Origin of the sequence: Anaerotignum lactatifermentans (assembly GCF_014982935.1) — a bacterium.
Lineage (GTDB): Bacteria > Bacillota > Clostridia > Lachnospirales > Anaerotignaceae > Anaerotignum > Anaerotignum lactatifermentans.
This window is the reverse complement of the sequence record NZ_JADCKK010000053.1, coordinates 1-17,919: the sequence shown is the minus strand read 5'-3', so window position 1 is coordinate 17,919 and position 17,919 is coordinate 1. Positions and strand designations below refer to the sequence as shown.

Annotated in this window: 21 protein-coding genes, 1 pseudogene and 1 other annotated feature; of the genes and pseudogenes, 9 read left to right on the top strand and 13 right to left on the bottom strand. The window is 46.2% G+C overall.

Annotated elements, in window-relative coordinates; all coding sequences use genetic code 11:
• A partial coding sequence (locus INF29_RS11385) for a transposase (RefSeq protein WP_193486669.1) occupies positions 1-398 on the top strand: 398 nt, incomplete at its 5' end.
• 247 nt (positions 399-645) lie between these two features.
• Here the strand turns inward: INF29_RS11385 and INF29_RS11380 are convergent.
• From INF29_RS11380 to INF29_RS11365, 4 genes are all read right to left on the bottom strand, one after another.
• The gene (locus INF29_RS11380; protein WP_193486667.1) at positions 646-990 is read right to left on the bottom strand and encodes a hypothetical protein; all 345 of its coding nucleotides are present in this window, start codon (positions 988-990) and stop codon (positions 646-648) included.
• A 15-nt stretch (positions 991-1,005) separates the two neighbouring features.
• The gene (locus tag INF29_RS11375) at positions 1,006-1,287 is read right to left on the bottom strand and encodes a hypothetical protein (protein WP_193486665.1); all 282 of its coding nucleotides are present in this window, start codon (positions 1,285-1,287) and stop codon (positions 1,006-1,008) included.
• 191 nt (positions 1,288-1,478) lie between these two features.
• Entirely contained in the window at positions 1,479-1,904 is a 426-nt protein-coding gene (locus INF29_RS11370) for a helix-turn-helix domain-containing protein (RefSeq protein ID WP_193486663.1), read from the bottom strand.
• A 135-nt stretch (positions 1,905-2,039) separates the two neighbouring features.
• On the bottom strand, positions 2,040-2,831 hold the full coding sequence (locus INF29_RS11365; RefSeq protein ID WP_193486661.1) for a metallophosphoesterase: 792 nt from the start codon (positions 2,829-2,831) through the stop codon (positions 2,040-2,042).
• 127 nt (positions 2,832-2,958) lie between these two features.
• Between INF29_RS11365 and INF29_RS11360 the strand changes: the two genes are divergently transcribed.
• On the top strand, positions 2,959-3,099 hold the full coding sequence (locus tag INF29_RS11360) for a hypothetical protein (RefSeq protein ID WP_193486659.1): 141 nt from the start codon (positions 2,959-2,961) through the stop codon (positions 3,097-3,099).
• Positions 3,100-3,149: 50 nt separating this feature from the next.
• Here the strand turns inward: INF29_RS11360 and INF29_RS11355 are convergent, their stop codons facing one another.
• Both INF29_RS11355 and INF29_RS11350 read right to left on the bottom strand, forming a co-directional pair.
• Positions 3,150-3,404, bottom strand: coding sequence for a hypothetical protein (locus INF29_RS11355; protein ID WP_191343690.1), 255 nt, complete (start codon positions 3,402-3,404; stop codon positions 3,150-3,152).
• Positions 3,325-3,804, bottom strand: coding sequence for a hypothetical protein (locus INF29_RS11350; RefSeq protein ID WP_193486657.1), 480 nt, complete (start codon positions 3,802-3,804; stop codon positions 3,325-3,327). The genes INF29_RS11355 and INF29_RS11350 overlap by 80 nt, the downstream gene beginning before the upstream one ends.
• Before the next feature lie 119 nt (positions 3,805-3,923).
• On the opposite strand from INF29_RS11350, the pseudogene INF29_RS14540 reads away from it, so the two are divergent.
• Positions 3,924-4,118: pseudogene (locus tag INF29_RS14540) on the top strand (hypothetical protein); the annotation flags it as partial.
• Between the two features lie 204 nt (positions 4,119-4,322).
• Here INF29_RS14540 and INF29_RS11340 read toward each other — a convergent pair.
• Genes INF29_RS11340 through INF29_RS11330 form a run of 3 tightly spaced genes read right to left on the bottom strand, consistent with a single transcriptional unit; the run spans position 4,323 to position 7,284 of the window.
• Positions 4,323-5,615 (bottom strand): TRAP transporter large permease, encoded by a 1,293-nt coding sequence (locus tag INF29_RS11340; protein ID WP_191343692.1) that lies wholly within the window; start codon positions 5,613-5,615, stop codon positions 4,323-4,325.
• Positions 5,612-6,100: a TRAP transporter small permease gene (locus INF29_RS11335; RefSeq protein ID WP_072848857.1), complete on the bottom strand. Its 489-nt coding sequence runs from the start codon at positions 6,098-6,100 to the stop codon at positions 5,612-5,614. The genes INF29_RS11340 and INF29_RS11335 overlap by 4 nt, the downstream gene beginning before the upstream one ends.
• Positions 6,101-6,123: 23 nt before the next feature.
• A complete protein-coding gene (locus tag INF29_RS11330) occupies positions 6,124-7,284 on the bottom strand; it encodes a TRAP transporter substrate-binding protein (protein WP_193486655.1) in 1,161 nt (386 codons plus the stop codon).
• Positions 7,285-7,765: 481 nt separating this feature from the next.
• Here INF29_RS11330 and INF29_RS11325 point away from each other — a divergent pair, with 481 nt between their 5' ends.
• Positions 7,766-8,440: a GntR family transcriptional regulator gene (locus tag INF29_RS11325; RefSeq protein ID WP_193486653.1), complete on the top strand. Its 675-nt coding sequence runs from the start codon at positions 7,766-7,768 to the stop codon at positions 8,438-8,440.
• A 53-nt stretch (positions 8,441-8,493) separates the two neighbouring features.
• Here the strand turns inward: INF29_RS11325 and INF29_RS11320 are convergent, their stop codons facing one another.
• A complete protein-coding gene (locus INF29_RS11320) occupies positions 8,494-9,405 on the bottom strand; it encodes a recombinase family protein (protein WP_193486651.1) in 912 nt (303 codons plus the stop codon).
• Between INF29_RS11320 and INF29_RS11315 the strand changes: the two genes are divergently transcribed.
• Positions 9,389-10,153, top strand: coding sequence for a S8 family serine peptidase (locus tag INF29_RS11315; protein WP_193486649.1), 765 nt, complete (start codon positions 9,389-9,391; stop codon positions 10,151-10,153). The genes INF29_RS11320 and INF29_RS11315 overlap by 17 nt on opposite strands.
• A 15-nt stretch (positions 10,154-10,168) precedes the next feature.
• The gene (locus INF29_RS11310) at positions 10,169-10,597 is read left to right on the top strand and encodes a hypothetical protein (RefSeq protein WP_193486647.1); all 429 of its coding nucleotides are present in this window, start codon (positions 10,169-10,171) and stop codon (positions 10,595-10,597) included.
• An 84-nt stretch (positions 10,598-10,681) separates the two neighbouring features.
• Here the strand turns inward: INF29_RS11310 and INF29_RS11305 are convergent, their stop codons facing one another.
• Positions 10,682-11,398, bottom strand: a complete 717-nt coding sequence (locus INF29_RS11305; RefSeq protein WP_072848845.1) for a helix-turn-helix domain-containing protein — start codon at positions 11,396-11,398, stop codon at positions 10,682-10,684.
• Between the two features lie 846 nt (positions 11,399-12,244).
• On the opposite strand from INF29_RS11305, the gene brnQ reads away from it, so the two are divergent.
• Positions 12,245-13,534 carry a branched-chain amino acid transport system II carrier protein gene (gene brnQ, locus INF29_RS11300; protein ID WP_193486646.1) on the top strand — a complete coding sequence of 430 codons (1,290 nt, stop codon included), beginning with the start codon at positions 12,245-12,247 and terminating at the stop codon, positions 13,532-13,534.
• A gap of 90 nt (positions 13,535-13,624) precedes the next feature.
• Here brnQ and INF29_RS11295 read toward each other — a convergent pair whose 3' ends face one another.
• Positions 13,625-13,909 carry a hypothetical protein gene (locus INF29_RS11295; protein ID WP_193486644.1) on the bottom strand — a complete coding sequence of 95 codons (285 nt, stop codon included), beginning with the start codon at positions 13,907-13,909 and terminating at the stop codon, positions 13,625-13,627.
• A gap of 160 nt (positions 13,910-14,069) precedes the next feature.
• Positions 14,070-16,712: an alanine--tRNA ligase gene (gene alaS / locus INF29_RS11290; protein ID WP_193486642.1), complete on the bottom strand. Its 2,643-nt coding sequence runs from the start codon at positions 16,710-16,712 to the stop codon at positions 14,070-14,072.
• Positions 16,713-16,781: 69 nt separating this feature from the next.
• Positions 16,782-17,006: a binding site (T-box leader), on the bottom strand.
• A gap of 150 nt (positions 17,007-17,156) precedes the next feature.
• On the opposite strand from alaS, the gene INF29_RS11285 reads away from it, so the two are divergent.
• Both INF29_RS11285 and INF29_RS11280 read left to right on the top strand, forming a co-directional pair.
• The gene (locus INF29_RS11285) at positions 17,157-17,408 is read left to right on the top strand and encodes a hypothetical protein (protein WP_193486640.1); all 252 of its coding nucleotides are present in this window, start codon (positions 17,157-17,159) and stop codon (positions 17,406-17,408) included.
• A gap of 93 nt (positions 17,409-17,501) precedes the next feature.
• Positions 17,502-17,756: a hypothetical protein gene (locus tag INF29_RS11280; protein ID WP_191343702.1), complete on the top strand. Its 255-nt coding sequence runs from the start codon at positions 17,502-17,504 to the stop codon at positions 17,754-17,756.
• Positions 17,757-17,919: the final 163 nt, after the last annotated feature.

Here is a 17,919-nt window from a genome sequence, read left to right as displayed (position 1 = left end):
TGGAACTTTTGCCCAATGTTTTGATATCCATTCCCGGTATTGGTCCGGTACTTTCTGCTGGAATTATGGCTGAGATCGGAGACATCAACCGTTTTCAAAATCAGGCTGCCCTTGCTAAATATGCAGGCCTTGCATGGCAGCAGCACCAATCAGGCGACTTTGAAGCCCAAACAACAAGAATGATTCATTCCGGCAACCGATTCTTAAAGTATTATCTGTGTGAAGCAGCATTTTCTCTTGTAAGATGCGACAAGGAATACAGCCGCTTTTACCACCTCAAATATAAAGAGGTAAACAGATTTCAACACAAACGTGCCCTCGCATTAACTGCTCGTAAATTTGTGCGGTTAGTCTTTGCACTGCTCAAAGACAATCGTTTATATCGTCCGGCAGAATAGATTTTTCTATCTGCCGATACACGAACCCTGCTCATTTTTCAAAAATACGATTTGCAGGGCTTAGGTGGGTGTTTTTGTCTTTTTGAAACATAGCTGAAAGTATATCTTTCAATATTGTTTTTATCTTGACATATCACCGCTGGACTTTTTCTTCCTTAATAAGAAAATACGCTTCTTTCACAAAAAAATCCTCTTTTTTTCCGTAAAAAAATAGGGAAAACCCTGTAAAATCCAAGGTTTCCCCGTTTTAATTTCCCATGAAATAGATAACGCATTTCACGGCGTTGAAAACAGCCATAGCTGCCCCTGCCAATGCGAAAAATCGCAGCTGCCGCTCATACCCATCTGATGCCCAATGCCATGCGTCCTGCGTCTGCTGATACTCTTTCAGCATGCACCAATACAAAAGGGCACACAGCCCAAAGAATACCGCTGTCCATGCGGAAATTGCCGCCAAAGGTCCTGTCATCTGGTACTGCTCAAATACCCCTGCCAGCAAATCCAGAAACATGCAGACAGTCAAAACTTTCTGCATATTGTTTCGGATGAAGGGATGACGGTCTAAGAATAAAAGTAATTTCGGTTTTTCCATGATATCCGTCCTTTCTCAAAAGGTATAAACGCCCAAAAGCAGACAGCAGAAACAAATGCCAAAACAAAGAATGCCTGTGACCTTTCTGTTTCTGCGTTCTTTATCCGTTGGCATTTTTCCGGCAGACAGGAGCCAAAACCTGCCATAAACAAAAAAGAACACAGCCATGATGATATGCACCACCCAGTATGCCCTCCATCTTTCCCAAAGCTTGAAAAAATTGGCTGCCAAATATACACACACAATCAAATGCAGAAATCTCCAGTATTTCTCAAAAAATCCATCTATCTTTTTCATCTTTCTGCCCCCTTCTTTTCAGCATAGCAGAGAAAAGAGGGCTTGTCCATGGATACAAAAAATCCAGCCAAAGCAACTTCCCCTTAAGAAAACATATCAAATAAAATCTCAGTAAAAATAAGAAAGCTGGAATTCTCTATATGACAAGGATTTCAGCTTTCTTTGTTTTCTTATGAAGATGCCCCTAAATTTTACGGTTGGAATTCTTTGAAGTATGTTTTTGCGAAAATATCCTTCAATGCCAGCATGGCATCTTCGGCGGAATAGCCATAAGTTTTCTGGACTTCCCGTATCATAGCGGCAAACTGGACTTCGTAAGGAGCGCAGTCCATTTCCTGCTGATAAGTCACCAATATAGGATAGAGTTTCGTCCAGTCCACCACGTAGCCTGTTTCCGTCTGTTTGATTTCCGGCTGTTTTTCTTCTTCTGCCAAAAGGCTGTTGCAATCTGTTTCCAGAGCCTCAGCCAGTTTTACCAAGCCCGGCACCGTAGGCATGGTGGTGCCTGCTTCCCATTTGGAAACGGTCTGTCTTGCCACCTGCAATTTTTCTGCCAGCTGTTCCTGTGTCATATTGGCGTTCTTTCTTGCCTTTGCGATATTTTTTCCCAAATCCATGCAAATCCCTCCTTACTTATCATGGTAACAAAAACACGCCGCCCTTTCCACCACCTGTCGGGCAAAAAGGCACCCCAGAAGTGCATTTTTCCAATCAAAAAACGGATGAACCTTCTTGACTCATCCGTTCTCTTTTCATTCCGGCACTTTGCCGTCACCACGATAATGGGCATAAACCTGTCCACGCACCTGCACAAACTCCATTTCTGGATAACGCAGGGCTGTGAGATAACCGCCATAAACACATCCTTGGTCAATGTCAACGGTGTTATTCACCAAATCAGGGCGTTCTGCCACCGTATGCCCATAGACCACCAAGGCTTTTCCATGGTAAGACGCCGCCCAGTCCCGTCTTTGAGGTCTGCCGTTTTCGTCTGTTTCTCCGGTGGTTTCCCCATAGAGGCACACTGCCCGTATTTTCCCGGAAAAATATCCCATGCTTTCTTCCTGCAAGCCGCCATGGACGATTGCCAGACGTTTTTTATCCAGCAAAAGATAATAGCACTGGCTTTCATAGCACTGCATATAGCGAATACGGAATGCCTGCCGCTCCTCCCGGCTCAGCTTGTCCAGTTCTGCCACGGTTTTCTCCAGACCATGAGAAATCCGCACACGGTTCCCCAGAAAATAGCGGTAAAGCTTATTGCAGTGATTGCCGTGGACCCAGAAAGCACCGTTATAAGCCACCTGATCCATCCAGAAATTCAGGCATGCCAAATTGGCAGGACCTTTGTCGGACACATCCCCCACGGAAATAAGCCGCCGTTTATCGGGATGAACGTAAATGCCCTTTTCCTCCCGGTAGCCCAGCTTTTCCACCAGCTGGATGAGCTCGTCATAACAGCCATGGACATCGCCGATGATATCATATTGATTTTCACGGAACTCCAATATACGGAAGTTCCGTTCCCGTCGTTCCTTTTTCATATACACCAATCATTTCTACTTCTGTTTTTTCAATCTTTTTTATCATAACATAAAATCCTCTGTCCGTGCAAAAAAAGTGAAAAAACTTTCCTCCCACTGCATAAAGTAGTGACAGGAGGTGGTATGTATGTATGGAAAGAGAGAGATACCCGCACCCTTTGCGCCCCAGAAACAAAAAGCAAAGCCCCAGAAAAGTCAAAGAAAGCAGGCTTCCGGCGGCTGCTCCCCGGCGGCGGTGCTGCTGCTATTGGATTTGCTTTCCCGGTAAACAGATACGGCGTATTTCCCCTTTGGAAAATACGCCGTATTTTTTCTATTTTACAATCCCATAAGCCCCATGATCTGCTGCATCTGTGCCCGGTCGTTTTCCGGCAGATTTTGAGATACTGCTGCCAGCAGGGCTTTCTGTTCTTCTTTGGAAAGGCTGCCTCCTTGCGCCAGTGCTTCTCCATATTCCAGAAAAACATCCAATCTCTCCAGTCCTGTTTTATCCTTACTTTTTTCCTGAGCCTCCCGAATCAGCCGCAGCCGTTCCTCGCCCAGCGCCTCCATTTGTGCCTTTGTCCAGTCCATCCAATCCCTCCTTTTGTATGAGGATTTCCCTTGCGTCCATGACACGCATAAGGGTATCCAATCTTGCTTGTTCCCCTTGGGACAGGCAGGGGCGAATGGCGGAAAGCATCTGCCTTCTGCGCACTGATGGCGGCAGGGTATCCCGGCTGCGGGCTTGCAGCACGCCTCCTGTCAGCATCCGCCGCATTTCCATGAGCCGCACCACCACATACAAATCCCTTTGATACTCCTGATCCAGAAACGGAATGGCTGCCATGAGCATGTTCTCCTGCTTTTCCCCTTCCTCCATTGCCGGCACTGACTGCGAAGCCTCCTGCGGTGTATCCTGCCCCATGAGCCGGCGCAGTCTTTCCAGCCTGCCTGCCAGATGCATGAGTTCTGTTTTCCGGTTTTCCTCCATGGTATTCCCTCCATCCTGTCCTTCATCAAAAGATATGCCGCCGGAAAGAAAAAAAGAACTTCTTTCGCATTCCCAAAAAACTGCCCACCGCATACTCTGTCAGAAAGGGGGTCTTTCAAATGGAGCATTTTACAGATACCGCCATTTCGCCAAAATCATTCCCCACAGGAAAAGGCATCGGCATTGCCATACTGGACACAGGCATCTCTCCTGTGGCGGATTTTACCATACCAACAGACCGCATCATCGCTTTTCGGGATTTCATCAATGGGCGGACAACGCCTTACGACGATAACGGACACGGGACCCATGTGACAGGCGCAAAAAAAAGAAACAACGCCCATGTTGATACACAGGCGCTGCCTCTTCCATTTTCTATAATGCTTTATATGTAGGAGTTAGAGATTATCCGATTCATTACTGGAACATGAGAAATGCTACCAGTACGATGATGCAAGCATCTACCAAGTGGCTGCAAGCATTTTTACACCACTGCATATTTTTTTCGCCTTCCTTCTTTAACCTAACAAATTAGGCAGGAACATAGAGATTGCCGGTACATAGGTGATCAGCATCAGTGTGGCGATCATCAGCACCAGGAAGGGGACGATCCCCCTGATGACCACATCCAGCGTCGTTTCCCCTACACGGGAAGCAACGAACAGGTTTACACCCAGAGGAGGTGTGATGAAGCCGATTGCCAAGTTGGTTACCATGATGATACCGAAGTGGATAGGGTCAACGCCCAGCGCTGTTACAACAGGGAACAGGATGGGAGCCAGAATCATGATGGCACATACTGTTTCCATGAAGCAGCCTACCAACAGCAGCAGCAGGTTGATGAGCAGAAGGATCAGCACTTTACTGTCTGTCATCGTTGTCAGCAGTGTTGCAACGGTTGTAGGGATACGGCCCAGTGTCAGGACTTTGGAGAAACCTGTTGCACAGCCAATTACCACCAGAATGGTTGCTGTTGTTTCACAGGATCTCTTTGTTACATCCAGCATCTGTTTGAAGTTCAGTTCTTTATGTACGAACAGACCGATGATCAAGCTGTAAATTACGGATACAGCAGCTGCTTCTGTAGGTGTGAAGATACCGCCGTAGATACCGCCCAGGATGATAACGGGGGACAGCAGTGCCCATTTACCTCTCCATACTTCGCGGAGCGCACGACCGATGCTGAAAGGTTCTGTGTCGCCTTTATAACCAGCTTTTCTTGCATAGAAGTAGCTGTAAACGATCAGTACCAGACCGATGAGGATACCGGGGATGAAGCCCGCCAGGAACAGGGAGCTTACGGAGCTGTTTACAGTTACGGAGTAAACAACCATAGGGATACTGGGCGGGATGATAACGCCGATGGAACCAGCGGCAGCGATCAGCGCCAGTACGAATTTTTTGTCATAGCCTTTTTCCAGCATGGTAGGAACAACCATACCGCCGACAGCTGCTACAGTTGCCGGACCGGAACCGGAAATAGCCGCGAAGAACATACATACAACAACGGTTACGATGGCAAGACCGCCGCGGATTCTGCCGAAGAATACGTTGGCAACGTCCAGCAGACGTTTTGAAATACCGCCGCCGCCCATCAGTTCACCGGCGAACACGAAGAAGGGAATCGCCATGATGGGGAAAGAGTCTGTACCAGTTACCATGTTACGTGCTACAAAGCCCAGTGTCAGCTGATCTGTAGCGAAGATATAAGCCAAGGAAGCGATCCCCAGGGAGAAACCGATGGGAACAGTCAAAACAAGGCTGACGATCAATGCAATAAATACGACTGCTGCAATAGCTCCAGTTGTCATGCTTCCTGCACCTCCTCATGATTATGCAATCCTTTGATTTTTTTGATGATGCACTGGATCTGGCGGATAGCTGTCAAGAAGAAGCCAACCAGAGGTGCTGCGTATACGAACTGCATGGGCACATGCAGCGCGGGAGAAATCTGGCCGCTGGCTGTGATCTTCTGGAAAACAGTAACGGATGTTGCCGCAATGAAGATTGCAAAAGCCAGTACGATGATTTCACTAAGGATTTCTACATAAGGACGTGCTTTTTTAGGATAAATATTGATAGCAGCGTCGATACGGATATGGGCTTCTTTTTTCGCTGTATAAGCCACAGAGAAATAAACCAGCCATACAAACAGATATCTTGCCATTTCTTCAGACCATGTCAGAGAGCTATGAAATACATAACGCATGACAACCTGAACAAAAATGATAATACTCATCAAAAACATCAAAGGCACGATGAAGCATGCTTCCAGATGTTCATTCAAAAACTTCATACCTTTTTCCCTCCCCTGTATTTTTACGCCGCAGGTGCTGCATCAGCTTCTGTCTGTGCCGGTGCATCTGTCGTCTGTTCTGCGGGATATTTTTCTTTCGCTTTTTCGGCTTCGCTGTAAAGCAGATCGATCACTTCAGGATGTTCTACTTTTTCATAAGCCAGATCTTTGATGCCGGCACAAGCAGCTTTCATTTCTTCCATCACTTCAGGGCTCAGTTCTGCGTAGTTCATGCCGGGATAGTTTTTGATGTTTTCCAAAGCAACGGCTTCGTATTCGGAACATCTTTCACGTTCATAAGCAACAGCTTCATCGGAGATTTTCATGATGATTTCCTGTTCTTCCGGTGTCAGACCGTTGAATGTTTCTCCACTCATCAGGATTACGTAAGGAGAATAGATGTGTTTTGTATAAACATAGTATTTCTGTACTTCCTGGAATTTGGACTGCCATGTCAGTTCTGCGCCGTTGTCCTGGCCGTCTACAGTACCCTGCTGCAAAGCGGTGAACAGTTCTGTGAAGGCCATGGGTGTAGGGTTAGCACCATAAGCTTTCCACTGTGCCAGCTGCAGTTCATTTTCCATGATACGGATCTTCAGACCTTTCAGGTCGTCCATGGATTCGATGGGTTTATCTGTGGTGGACAGTGTACGGAAAGAGTTTTCCTGCCACTGCAGCAGCTGGAAGCCAACTTCTTTGAGCTGATCGCCCAGATAGTCGCCCAGTTCGCCGTCCAGCACTTCGTATACCTGCTGTTTGTTTTCAAAAACCCAAGGAATATCCAGACAGTAAATATCGTTACAGAAAGCAGCTACTGTTGCGTTTGTTGCCAGTACGATATCGTAGTCACCAAACTGGCAGCTTTCCAGCAGTTCACGTTCACCGCCCAATACGTTATCTGTGTAGATATCTACAGTCATTGCGCCGTTTGTTTCCTGTTCCAAACGCATTTTAAAGAATTTTGCCGCGTCGATGGTAGCAGGGGCATTGCCCAATGCATAAATCAAATGTCTGCAGTCTTCCTGCAGTTCCACGCCTGATTCAAAGGTAACAGGCTCTACCTTCTTTTCCACAAACCCTGCGGGTGTTGTGGTTTCTGCGGTTTCCTCATTTTGGCTGCCGCAGCCGGTCATCCCCAGCAGCATGGCAGTTGCCAGCGCCAGAACCCCGATTCTTTTTTTCATACATACTCCTCCCTTATTCTTTAAACTCCTCCCAAAAGCACATCTTTTTTCAAAAGAAATTCTTTTTTTGCGCTTTAATTTAATTCTTTATGCGCAAATAAAACTTCTTTTTTGTTAGATAAAACTTTCTATTTAGATTATATTTAATCCAATTCTAATTTTCAATTGGTATTTCCTCTAATTTAAAAACATTTATCCGCCACATAAAAACACTGTTATTATGCATATAGAACAAACATTTTGAATCATTATGCGCTTTTTACAAATGTATACACCCTTTTTTATTCATTTTCCCATTCCAAAAAATCCCATTTTGAAAAAATCATCCTTCTTTTTTTCTCTTGGAAGGTGTATCCATTCTCAATAGAAAACGGATGAACACAAATTGTCTATTGAATTTTTGCACAACTAGTTTTACAATAGATATAAAATCGTTATAAAAGTTGCATGAACACTGCAAGCAGAGGGGGAGCAAGTAGATATGAGCGAAAAAATCACACTGGCAGACCAGATTTATGCGGACATCAAAAAAGACATCACAAATAAACAACTGGTCTCCGGCGAAAAAATCAATATCAAAGAACTGGCAAGAAAATATGGCGTCAGCGACACGCCTGTAAAACAGGCATTGCAGCGTCTGGCAGAGGAAAAACTGGTGGTCAACACCCCCAACAAAGGCATGAGCGTACGCACATTGACGCCCCATGAACTGAACGACACCTTTGATATCCGTTTGATGATGGATACCTTCTTCATCAAGGACATCATCACCACTCTCAATTACAACAGCACCCTGCGCCAGCAGCTGCTGGAAAATATGGAAAAACAGAAACAGTTCATTGCCTGCAACGATTCCACCATGGACGCGGAAGGCTATTTCCAGCTGGATCTGGAATTTCATATGCTGTATCTGACTGCCTCCGGCAATCAGAAAGCCGTGGAAGTTCTCAAAGATTTGCAGCCCTTTACCTTTTCCGCCGGTACATACTTCAATCAGCCCCATTATCGGGACTGCGAATGTGTGGAAGAGCATCAGGCAATTCTGGATGCAGCCCTTGCTGCTGATCCGGAAGGACTGCGCAAAGCCATTGAAACCCACATCTCCAATTCCCGCAGAGCATTCCAACTGATCTTTAAAGTCAACCAGATGGTTTGATTTTCAAAAAAACAGCGGAGAAACCTGTTTTTCAGATTTCTCCGCTGTTTTTTCTATGCCTTTCTGTTTTTTGCCATTTTCTTTTGGACTGCCCCAAACATTTCCTCGGAAACCAACGGCACATGGGTATCTTTCACCACCGTCCACTGTTCTTTGGAACACGGACGGCTTTTTTTCTGTTTATAACTGATTTTTTCTGTTTTCCCCTGCACCATATTTCCCAAATATACAGGATTTTTCAATATTTTGCATATGGTGGATGCCGTCCAGATGCCTTTCGCCTTTCTGCCGCAATCCTTCCCCTCTTGCGCCAATGCCATAGCCGGAGATAATATGCCGCAGCCATTGAGCACCTCCGCCACGCCTGTGCAGGAAAATCCCAGAAGATACAGCCGAAAGATGCCTGCCACCACCTGCGCCCGTCGGGGGCAAGGCACCAATACATGATGGTCAAAAGGACTTTTCTCATAACCATAAGGCGCATAATTCCCCAGATACTGCCCCATTTCCCGTTTCCTGCGGAGAACTGCCCGAATATTATCCGATAATTCCTCGCAGTACCATTCATTGATGAGGCTGTTGATCTGGCTGGCCCGTTTATTCTCCCGTCTTGCCGTATCCACTCCATCCACCACGGACACAAACCGTATCCCCCACAAAGGAAACAACTCATAAAGATACCGTTCTGCCGTCACCAGATTTCTTGTAAAACGGGATTGAGTTTTACACAAAATCACAGAAAACCGCCCTTCTCTGCCATGGGCAATGAGCTCCTGAAAACCGGGGCGATCTTCCCGCAGTCCCGAATAATCCTCATCCACATAGATGCCTGTCACCTGCCAGCCTTTCTTCGCCGCGTAAGCCAAAAGCAGTTCTTTCTGATTGGCAATACTTTCGCTGTCTTTTCCCTCCTGTCGCTGTGCGTCCTCTACCGACAATCTGCAATAAATGGCTGCCCGCTCCATATTTCTCCCCCCTTTTGCCTATGAATATGCGGCACCACCTGTCCCGTATCCCTCTTTTGCGCCTGCCACCCATGTCACAGGCATTGCCTGCGGCAACGGTACCCTTTCCGGCGGACGATACCGGGGCATTGCCCCACAGGCGCACATCATTTCTCTGAAAATTCTGGATGCCATGGGACAGGGCACTTCTTTGCGTGCCATTCGCGCCATGCGATGGATATTGGACAACGCTCCACAATATAATATAAAAGTAGTCAATTTATCCATAGGCACCAATGACAGAAGGGTTCATCGTCCTCTGCAGGAAGCAGTGGAGTCCCTTTGGCACAAAGGCATTGTGGTGGTGGCTGCCGCGGCCAATCCTGACGGCGGGACACATTTTCTGCCGCCGCCATCCCTCAGCCCCAACATTCTTTCTGTAGGCACATGGGAGGACAGAGAATGGTTTCCTGCCAAACAGACCACATCCGTTGGTCAGCCAGATTTGTGGGCACACGGGGAAAACATCATCTCTGTTCTTTCGCCGAATTATAACTTTTCTCTGCAAAACCGTTCCAAAAGCAGCATTGTGGACCACAGCTACATCGCCATGAGCGGCGCATCCATGGCAACGCCTATGGTCAGCGGCATGGCTGCCTGCCTGCTGGAGCGATTCCCAAGCCTCACACCCAGTCAGGTGAAACAACGTCTGTGTGCCGCCGCTGAAAAAAACGGCGGGCTTTTGGAGCCCTCCTGTCTGCCTGAATGAAAGGAGCGATCTTTTATGGAAGAAAACAATGTGTTCCATCTGGCAAAAGTCCTGCAAAACACGGACAACGCCAGAAATGAACTGCAAACCTTCCTGCAAGCCATGCAAACAAGGGTGGAACAGGATTATCTGCAAAAAATACAGGCAGCAGCCGCCCTTCAGCAGGCAGATGCCGTGGAGCATCCGCCGCGGGAAGTGACCCTGCTGCGGGCACTGGGGGCTTTTACAGACGAAGCGGGAAAACGACGGCTGGATGAAGCCTGCCGCAGTCTGATGCTCTTTCACACCATGGGGCAGATTCGGCAAAACGTGGCATACTCGCTGGAGGAAGGCAATGAGCTTGCTGTTCGTGACCGTTCAGGAGAAACAGGGTGTACCCCTTCTCCCCAAACGGTACGCATGGCTGGATTGCTCATGATGCTTTGTCTGACAGAACGTATTTAAAAAATACCCCCTGTCTTTCCACTACAGGGGGTATTTTTTCATATACTTGTCTTACATAATTGTCTGACATATTATATTCATTTATCACAAATGCTGGTTAATGATAAACATATTCATTTTCTTCATGGTGCGGATATCTTCCTTTGAGAAACGAAGGGTTTCCTTCAGTTCCTCATTCTCCTCCATGACATCCGGTGACAATACAAATTTAAAGGATGCAGGCATCATCGGTTGGATGGACAATCCTGAAAACATGCCGAGCATCCGTCCGGCAGGACTGAAAGAATTGATGGCGTAGAGAAACACCCGCTCCATTTTGTTATTCTGGTTTTCAAACTGAAAATTGGTAAATGTGTCATAGCGCCGCATAGTGCCATGATAAAGATACTTACATTTATAACAGTTGGAATAATCATCCACATCTGCATACAGATCCGCACTGAACATGCCATTTTCTCCGGTTCCGCGGATATCGATGACATTGCGGACAATGCGGCTGCGGCGACCGTCATAGAAATAAAGATACATCCTTGTCTTGCCATGGCGTCTGCCGGAAAGGTCCACACGCGTTTCTGTTTCTTCTGCCTCTTTGTCATAATCAATGAGCTGATTGACGGAAATATCCAGCGCATTGGCAATGATGAACAATGTTTCAATGTCTATGGCAATGTCCCCGTTCTCATACTTCGATACGGTGGCTTTGCTTTTATTTATAAGTCCCGCAAAGACTTCAATGGTCATATTTTTCATTTTACGATACAAACGGATGCGTTTGCCCACATGCATGCTGATTTCCTTCATAAATCCCCATCACCTGCTTCTCAGTCTTCCATTTATCCCTGTTTTTTTCTTGTCAGTAAGCATACAACAGGGGGCTTGTCTGCCTGAACTTTGACAGCTTTTGCCGAATGTTCTCAGACAAGTCGTATCTTTTTTCCATTTTTTTCTTTTGGTGCAAATTCATGATAACCGTTGAAAATCCCATCTTTTTCAAAAAGTTTCCTTCAGCGGCTGTAAAAACGAAATTTGTTTTTTCGTTCACATTATACCATAAACTTTTCGGCATTAACAGACTTATTTTGTATTTGCAGCAGAACAAAAAAGGGGATACGGCAGAGGAAAACATCTTCCAAAACACAGGAAAATCTATATTTTTTTCAGTGTTTTTCCTAAAGATGTTTATTCTAAGTAGAATGTTAAGTTTTTATACAGAAAATATTTATTCATAATTCCCTGCCCGTTTTTCCGATTTTTTTATCAAAGATGCTCACCTTTCGTAAATATTATCCGCCGAAAATATAAATACTTTTGTGTTTTTGCCTAATGTTTCTCAAAAAAAACATGTTTTTCTCAACACTTCATGTACATGCCGTCTATTTCTTCAAAATACAAATTTCCATGAATTTTGCTTCATTTTATTTTTCATTTTCATTTTTTGACATAAAAATAGGCTAAAAAGCATAATTTAAAGAAACTTTTAGAACAAAAAGTTTCACCAAAGTATTTCCGATTTGTTTGTGTTTTTTTGTTTTTTTCTGCATAATATATCTTAAGCTTATGGTTTTCTCACATGCAATATGTACAAAACTAAGCTTCACGTCATCATTCATTTTTTCAGAGGGAAAAAAAATAAGGAGGTTGTATTCTATGGAAAAAAAGCAATTTAAAGCAAAAGACATGCTTGTCATTGGCGTTGCGTTATTTGCTATGTTCTTCGGCGCCGGCAACTTGATCTTCCCGCCCTTGCTGGGGCAGCAGACAGGTACTTCCTGGCTTATCGGGTTCCTGTTCTTCTTCATCTTTGACGTAGGTCTGGCTCTGGTTGCCATCCTTGCGCTGATCAGCAAAAATCAATACTCCATCACAGGTTTGACCGGTCCTATGGGTAAAGTTCCCAGTGCGGTGATCGGTGCCATCGGCGCGCTGTGTATCGGGCCCTTCCTGGCAATCCCTCGTACAGCAGCGACTACATACGAAGTTGGTGTAGCACCTCTGCTTACCAACGCTCCCGGTTTTGCCACATGGATTTTCTCCGCATTCTTCTTCGCGGTTGTATTGGTTCTGACCATTCGTCCCTCCAAAGTAGTTGACATCGTTGGTCAGTTCCTGACACCTATCCTGGTAATCTTCCTGTTGATCATGATCGTCGTTGGTATCGTTAACCCTCTGGGTCCCATCGAAACCGAAGCAACTGTAAACGCAGTTAGAGAAGGTACTTACAACGGTTACCAGACACTGGACGTTATCGCTTCCATGATCTTCATCATCATCATTGCTAACAGTGCGAGAGACAAAGGCTACAACGACCAGGCATCTCTGGCAGGCGCAACCATCCGCTCCAGCGTAGTTGCAGCTGTTGGTCTGCTGGTTATCTACGGCGGTCTGACATACCTGGGCGCTACAACAGGCACACTGGCTGACTATCAGGGTCTGGATCAGACAACACTGCTGGTAACTATCACAAAAGGTCTGTTTGGTGATATCGGTGTTATTCTGCTGGGTATCATCGTTCTGTTCGCATGCTGGACCACAGCAATTGGTCTGACATCCGCAGTAAGTGAATACTTTGTAGAACTTTCCGACGGCAAACTGAAATACAAAACACTGGTTATTGCCATCGTAGTATTCAGCTGGCTTGTATCCAACGCTGGTGTAGCTACAATCATCAAGGTTTCCGCACCTCTGCTGAACCTGATCTACCCTGGTCTGCTGGTACTGATCATTCTGGCATTCTTCCATAAACAGATCAAAAACAACAACATCTATCGTTTTGCAGCATACTTCGGTATGATCACAAGTGCTCTGGAAATCCTGGCTGGCTTTGGTCTGCCTACCGATTTCGTAAGCGTACTGCCTCTGGCTGACATGGGCTTCGCTTGGATCATCCCCGCTATCGTCGGCGGTATCATCGGGAAATTCATTCCCAGCAAAAGCTGATGCCTATCATTTGATCGGTAAATAAAAATCATATTGCATAGAGTGTAACAAAACCCCCTCTGCTAAGCAGAGGGGGTTTTTTCTATGGTTTTAAAATATGCGTCTGCAAAACAGGAACAGGACCAAAAGCCCAAGGGCAAGCCATATGGCTGTCGTCAGGTAATCCTTTCTGTGAAAGCTATGCCACAGCTCCCGTACCCACGCACCTGCAAGCATCAGCAATGCAGCCCAGGTACAAACCAGCCCCAAAAGTACCGCGACACCAAACATATTCTCCCAGCGATCGGCAACCAAAATGGCTCCCATCATCAGCAGCAGTCCCACAACGCCTACCGTCGCTGCATATTTCCATAACCTGCTTCTACTATATCCCATGGTTCGCCTCCTTCTGCTATCTTTTGTTTCTTTAAGCTGTTATTCTACCATGGGCATCTGTATACAAAAACCCCTCAAAGAGTATACAAAAAAAGCTGAAAACCTCTGTTTCCAGAGATTTTCAGCTTGATTTTGTTTATAAGGCAATGCCTTCAGCCAATCAGCCCAGCTGTTCTGCTACAACCGCTTTTGCTTTTTCCAGAGCGTCCGCGATCTTGGAAGCATCTTTGCCGCCTGCCTGTGCCATGTTGGGACGACCGCCGCCGCCACCGCCGCAAACAGCCGCTGCTGCTTTGATGATGTTGCCGGCATGTACGCCTTTTTTCACAACATCGTCTGTAGCCATAGCCATCAGGTTTACTTTGCCGTCTTTGCCGCTCGCCAGTACCACTACACCGCTGCCCAGTTTCTGTTTCAGCTGGTCGCCCATGGTACGCAGAGCATTGCCGTCCATATCTTTCACTTCCGCTGCCAGCACTGCAACGCCGCCGATTTCTACTTTGCTGTTCAGCATTTCGTCTGCTGCGCCGCCTGCCATTTTCGCTTTCAGTTTTTCCACTTCTTTTGCTGTTTCTTTCTGTTCTGCCAACAGCTGTTCCAAACGAGCCAGCAGTTTGTCAGGTGTGGATTTCACCAGACGGCAGATTTCTTTGATTTCGTCTTCCTGTGCCTGATAATGTTTCAGGGCTTCTTTGCCTGTTACAGCTTCAATTCTTCTGACACCAGCTGCTACGCCGTTTTCAGACAGAATTTTGAAGGAGCCAACCTGTGCAGTGTTTTTCAGGTGAGCGCCGCCACAAAGTTCGATGCTGTAGCCGCCCATATCTACCACACGTACCACTTCGCCATATTTTTCGCCGAACAGTGCCATTGCGCCTCTGTTTCTTGCTTCGTCGATGGACATTTCGTCTGTGTGTACATCATAGCTTGCGAAGATAGCGTCATTTACCAGTCTTTCCACTTCTTTGATTTCATCAGCAGTCATTGCTGCGAAGTGTGTGAAGTCGAAACGCAGTCTTTCTGCGCTTACATAGGAACCAGCCTGTTCTACGTGAGTACCCAGAACGGTACGCAGTGCTTTGTGCAGCAGGTGGGTTGCGCTGTGGTTTCTGGAAGAAGCCATACGCAGTTCCACGTCGATGCTTGCGCAAGCCATTTCGCCTACCTGCACCAGACCTTCTGTCACTTCACCCATGTGTGCAATCTTGCCGCCAACAACTTTTACGCAGTTAGTTACTTTCACAACGCCTGTTTCTGTTTTGATCACGCCCTGGTCGCCTACCTGACCGCCGCTTTCTGCGTAGAAAGGTGTTCTATCCAGGAATACCGCTACGGTATCGCCAGCCTGTGCAGTTTCTGCAACGGCTTCGTTTGCTACCAGCGCAACGATTTTTGCGTTTGCTACATCATATACATCATAACCAGCGAAAGCTGTTTCCAGTTCTACGGGCAGTTCGTTATAAACGGTTTCAGCTGCGCCCATGTAGTTGGATTTTGCTCTTGCGGAACGTGCACGTTCTTTCTGTGCTTTCATTTCTGCTGTGAAAGCGTCTTCGTCGATTTCCATGCCTTCTTCTGCCAGGATTTCTTTTGTCAGGTCAACAGGGAAACCATATGTGTCGTACAGACGGAAGGATTTTTCACCGGACATGACTTTTTCGCCGGCAGCTTTCATTTCTTCCATGTCTGCTTTCAGGATTTCCATACCTTTGTCGATGGTCTTATAGAAGCTGTTTTCTTCGATGGACAGGATTTTGAAGATGTAATCCTGTTTTTCCACCAATTCGGGATAAGCTTCGCCGCTGCAAGCGATTACGGATTTGGACAATTCAGCCAAAAATTCGCCTTCGATGCCCAACAGTTTGCCATGACGAGCCGCACGGCGCAGCAGACGACGCAGTACATAACCACGACCTTCGTTGGAAGGCAGTACGCCGTCAGCAGTCATCATTGTTACAGAACGGATGTGGTCTGTGATAACGCGAACGGAAACATCTGTTTTATGGTCTTTGCCGTATTCCACGCCTGCTTTTGCACAAACAGCGTCACGGATAGATTTTACGGTATCTACGTCGAAAATAGAGTCAACGCCCTGCATGATAGTTGCCATACGTTCCAGACCCATACCGGTATCTACGTTCTTCATCGCCAGTTCTGTGTATGTGCCGTCTTCTTCAGCGTTGAACTGGGTCAATACCAGATTCCAGAATTCCATGTATCTGTCGCAGTCACAGCCTACGCCGCAGGTAGGGCTGTCACAGCCGTATTCGGGACCACGGTCATAGTAGATTTCTGTACAAGGACCGCAGGGGCCTGTGCCGTGTTCCCAGAAGTTATCTTCTTTGCCCAGTTTTACGATTCTGTCCCAAGGCAGACCTACCACATCATGCCAGATTTTGCCTGTTTCATCGTCTTCTTCGTAAATGGTTACGTACAGTCTGTCTTCGGGGATTTCCAGTACTTTTGTTACGAATTCCCAAGACCAGGGCACGATTTCGTTTTTGAAGTAATCACCGAAGGAGAAGTCGCCCAGCATTTCAAAGAATGTGCCGTGACGAGCAGTTTTCCCTACGTTATCGATATCACCTGTACGGATACATTTCTGGCAGGTTGTCACTCTCTTGCTGGGAGGGATTTCCTGACCAGTAAAGTATGCTTTCATGGGTGCCATACCGGAGTTGATCAGCAGCAAGCTGTTGTCGTTGCGGGGCACCAGAGGGAAGCTGGGCAGACGCAGATGGTCTTTGCTTTCAAAGAATTTCAGAAATTCTTCACGAATTTCGTTTACACCTAAATATTTCATATCTTACCTCCTTAAATATTTTCAATCTGTTCACAGGATACCCGGAAAATAAAAAAGCCCCTGACAAAAGTCAGGGACGAATTCACCGTGGTACCACCCTTGTTACGCCCAAAAGGACGTCACTCAAAGCCTTTAACGCAGGCATACGCTTTGACATACTTCTCTTTCCGCCAAAGAGCTGTGGTTCTTACCCAAAAAGACTGCTTCGGCAATGTGCTGCGGGAAATCTTCCACCAGTGATTTCCTCTCTGAAACGTCCACCCTTTGCGTACTCCTTCTTTTCTTGGCTTGTTTCCATATAAAAATACAATTAGATTATAGACATGCCCCGTCACTTTGTCAAGAAAAACCGCCCTTTTCCGGTAAAAATCACTATATGCAGCCTATGCGCCTTATGGTATCATCGAAAAAAGGGCATTGTTTTTTATGAAAAGGGGGATTTGTATGAAAAGTATTGCTGGTGTTCTCGCCGTCACTTTGAACCTATTGATACTGACACTGATTTGGGGATTTGCCTATCTCCACGCCTACACAGACGCACTTTCCGGCTCATTTTATCCAGAGGAATATCGGTATCTGCCTATTCCGCTGATTGTGGTAATCATTGCGTCTATGCTCATAGAGCTTGGCATCATTTATCAGAAGGAACTGGCAGCTTATTTTCATTGGAACACCAAAGAAACGAAAGGACAGTGAGAGCGCATGCTGACAAAAGAAACCTTAGAAAAGACATCTGATTTTCAAAAAAATATACTGCGCCGGGGAATTATCAAAGCAGGATTGTTTCTCTTGGGTATTTCGTTGCTGGCTCCTGATGGCATACTGCAAATGATTCTGTTTTGTGCTTCTATGCTATGTATGCTCATACAGCTTTTTCTGGATGTTTTTCTCCGTCGCAAGGGAATCGACATTCGGGTGGATGCTAACGAAAGTTGGGAAACATACCAACGACAGCTGAAAAACGACAGCATCCTCTGCGGCATATCTTTTGTGATATTCCTTGCCATTGAGCTTCTTTTCCGCTTTTTGACGTATTCCCGATAAAAACAGGCTGGTACACGTAAGGGGCATCTTCATAAGAAAATCAAAACCACCCGTTGAACGGGTGGTTTGATCAGACCCTATAAGGGTCTATCTCTTGTGGTAGCCCCCTAAAGGGGGCATTGAATAGTCTGGCAACCACACTTTTAACTCTGGCTGCCCCCTA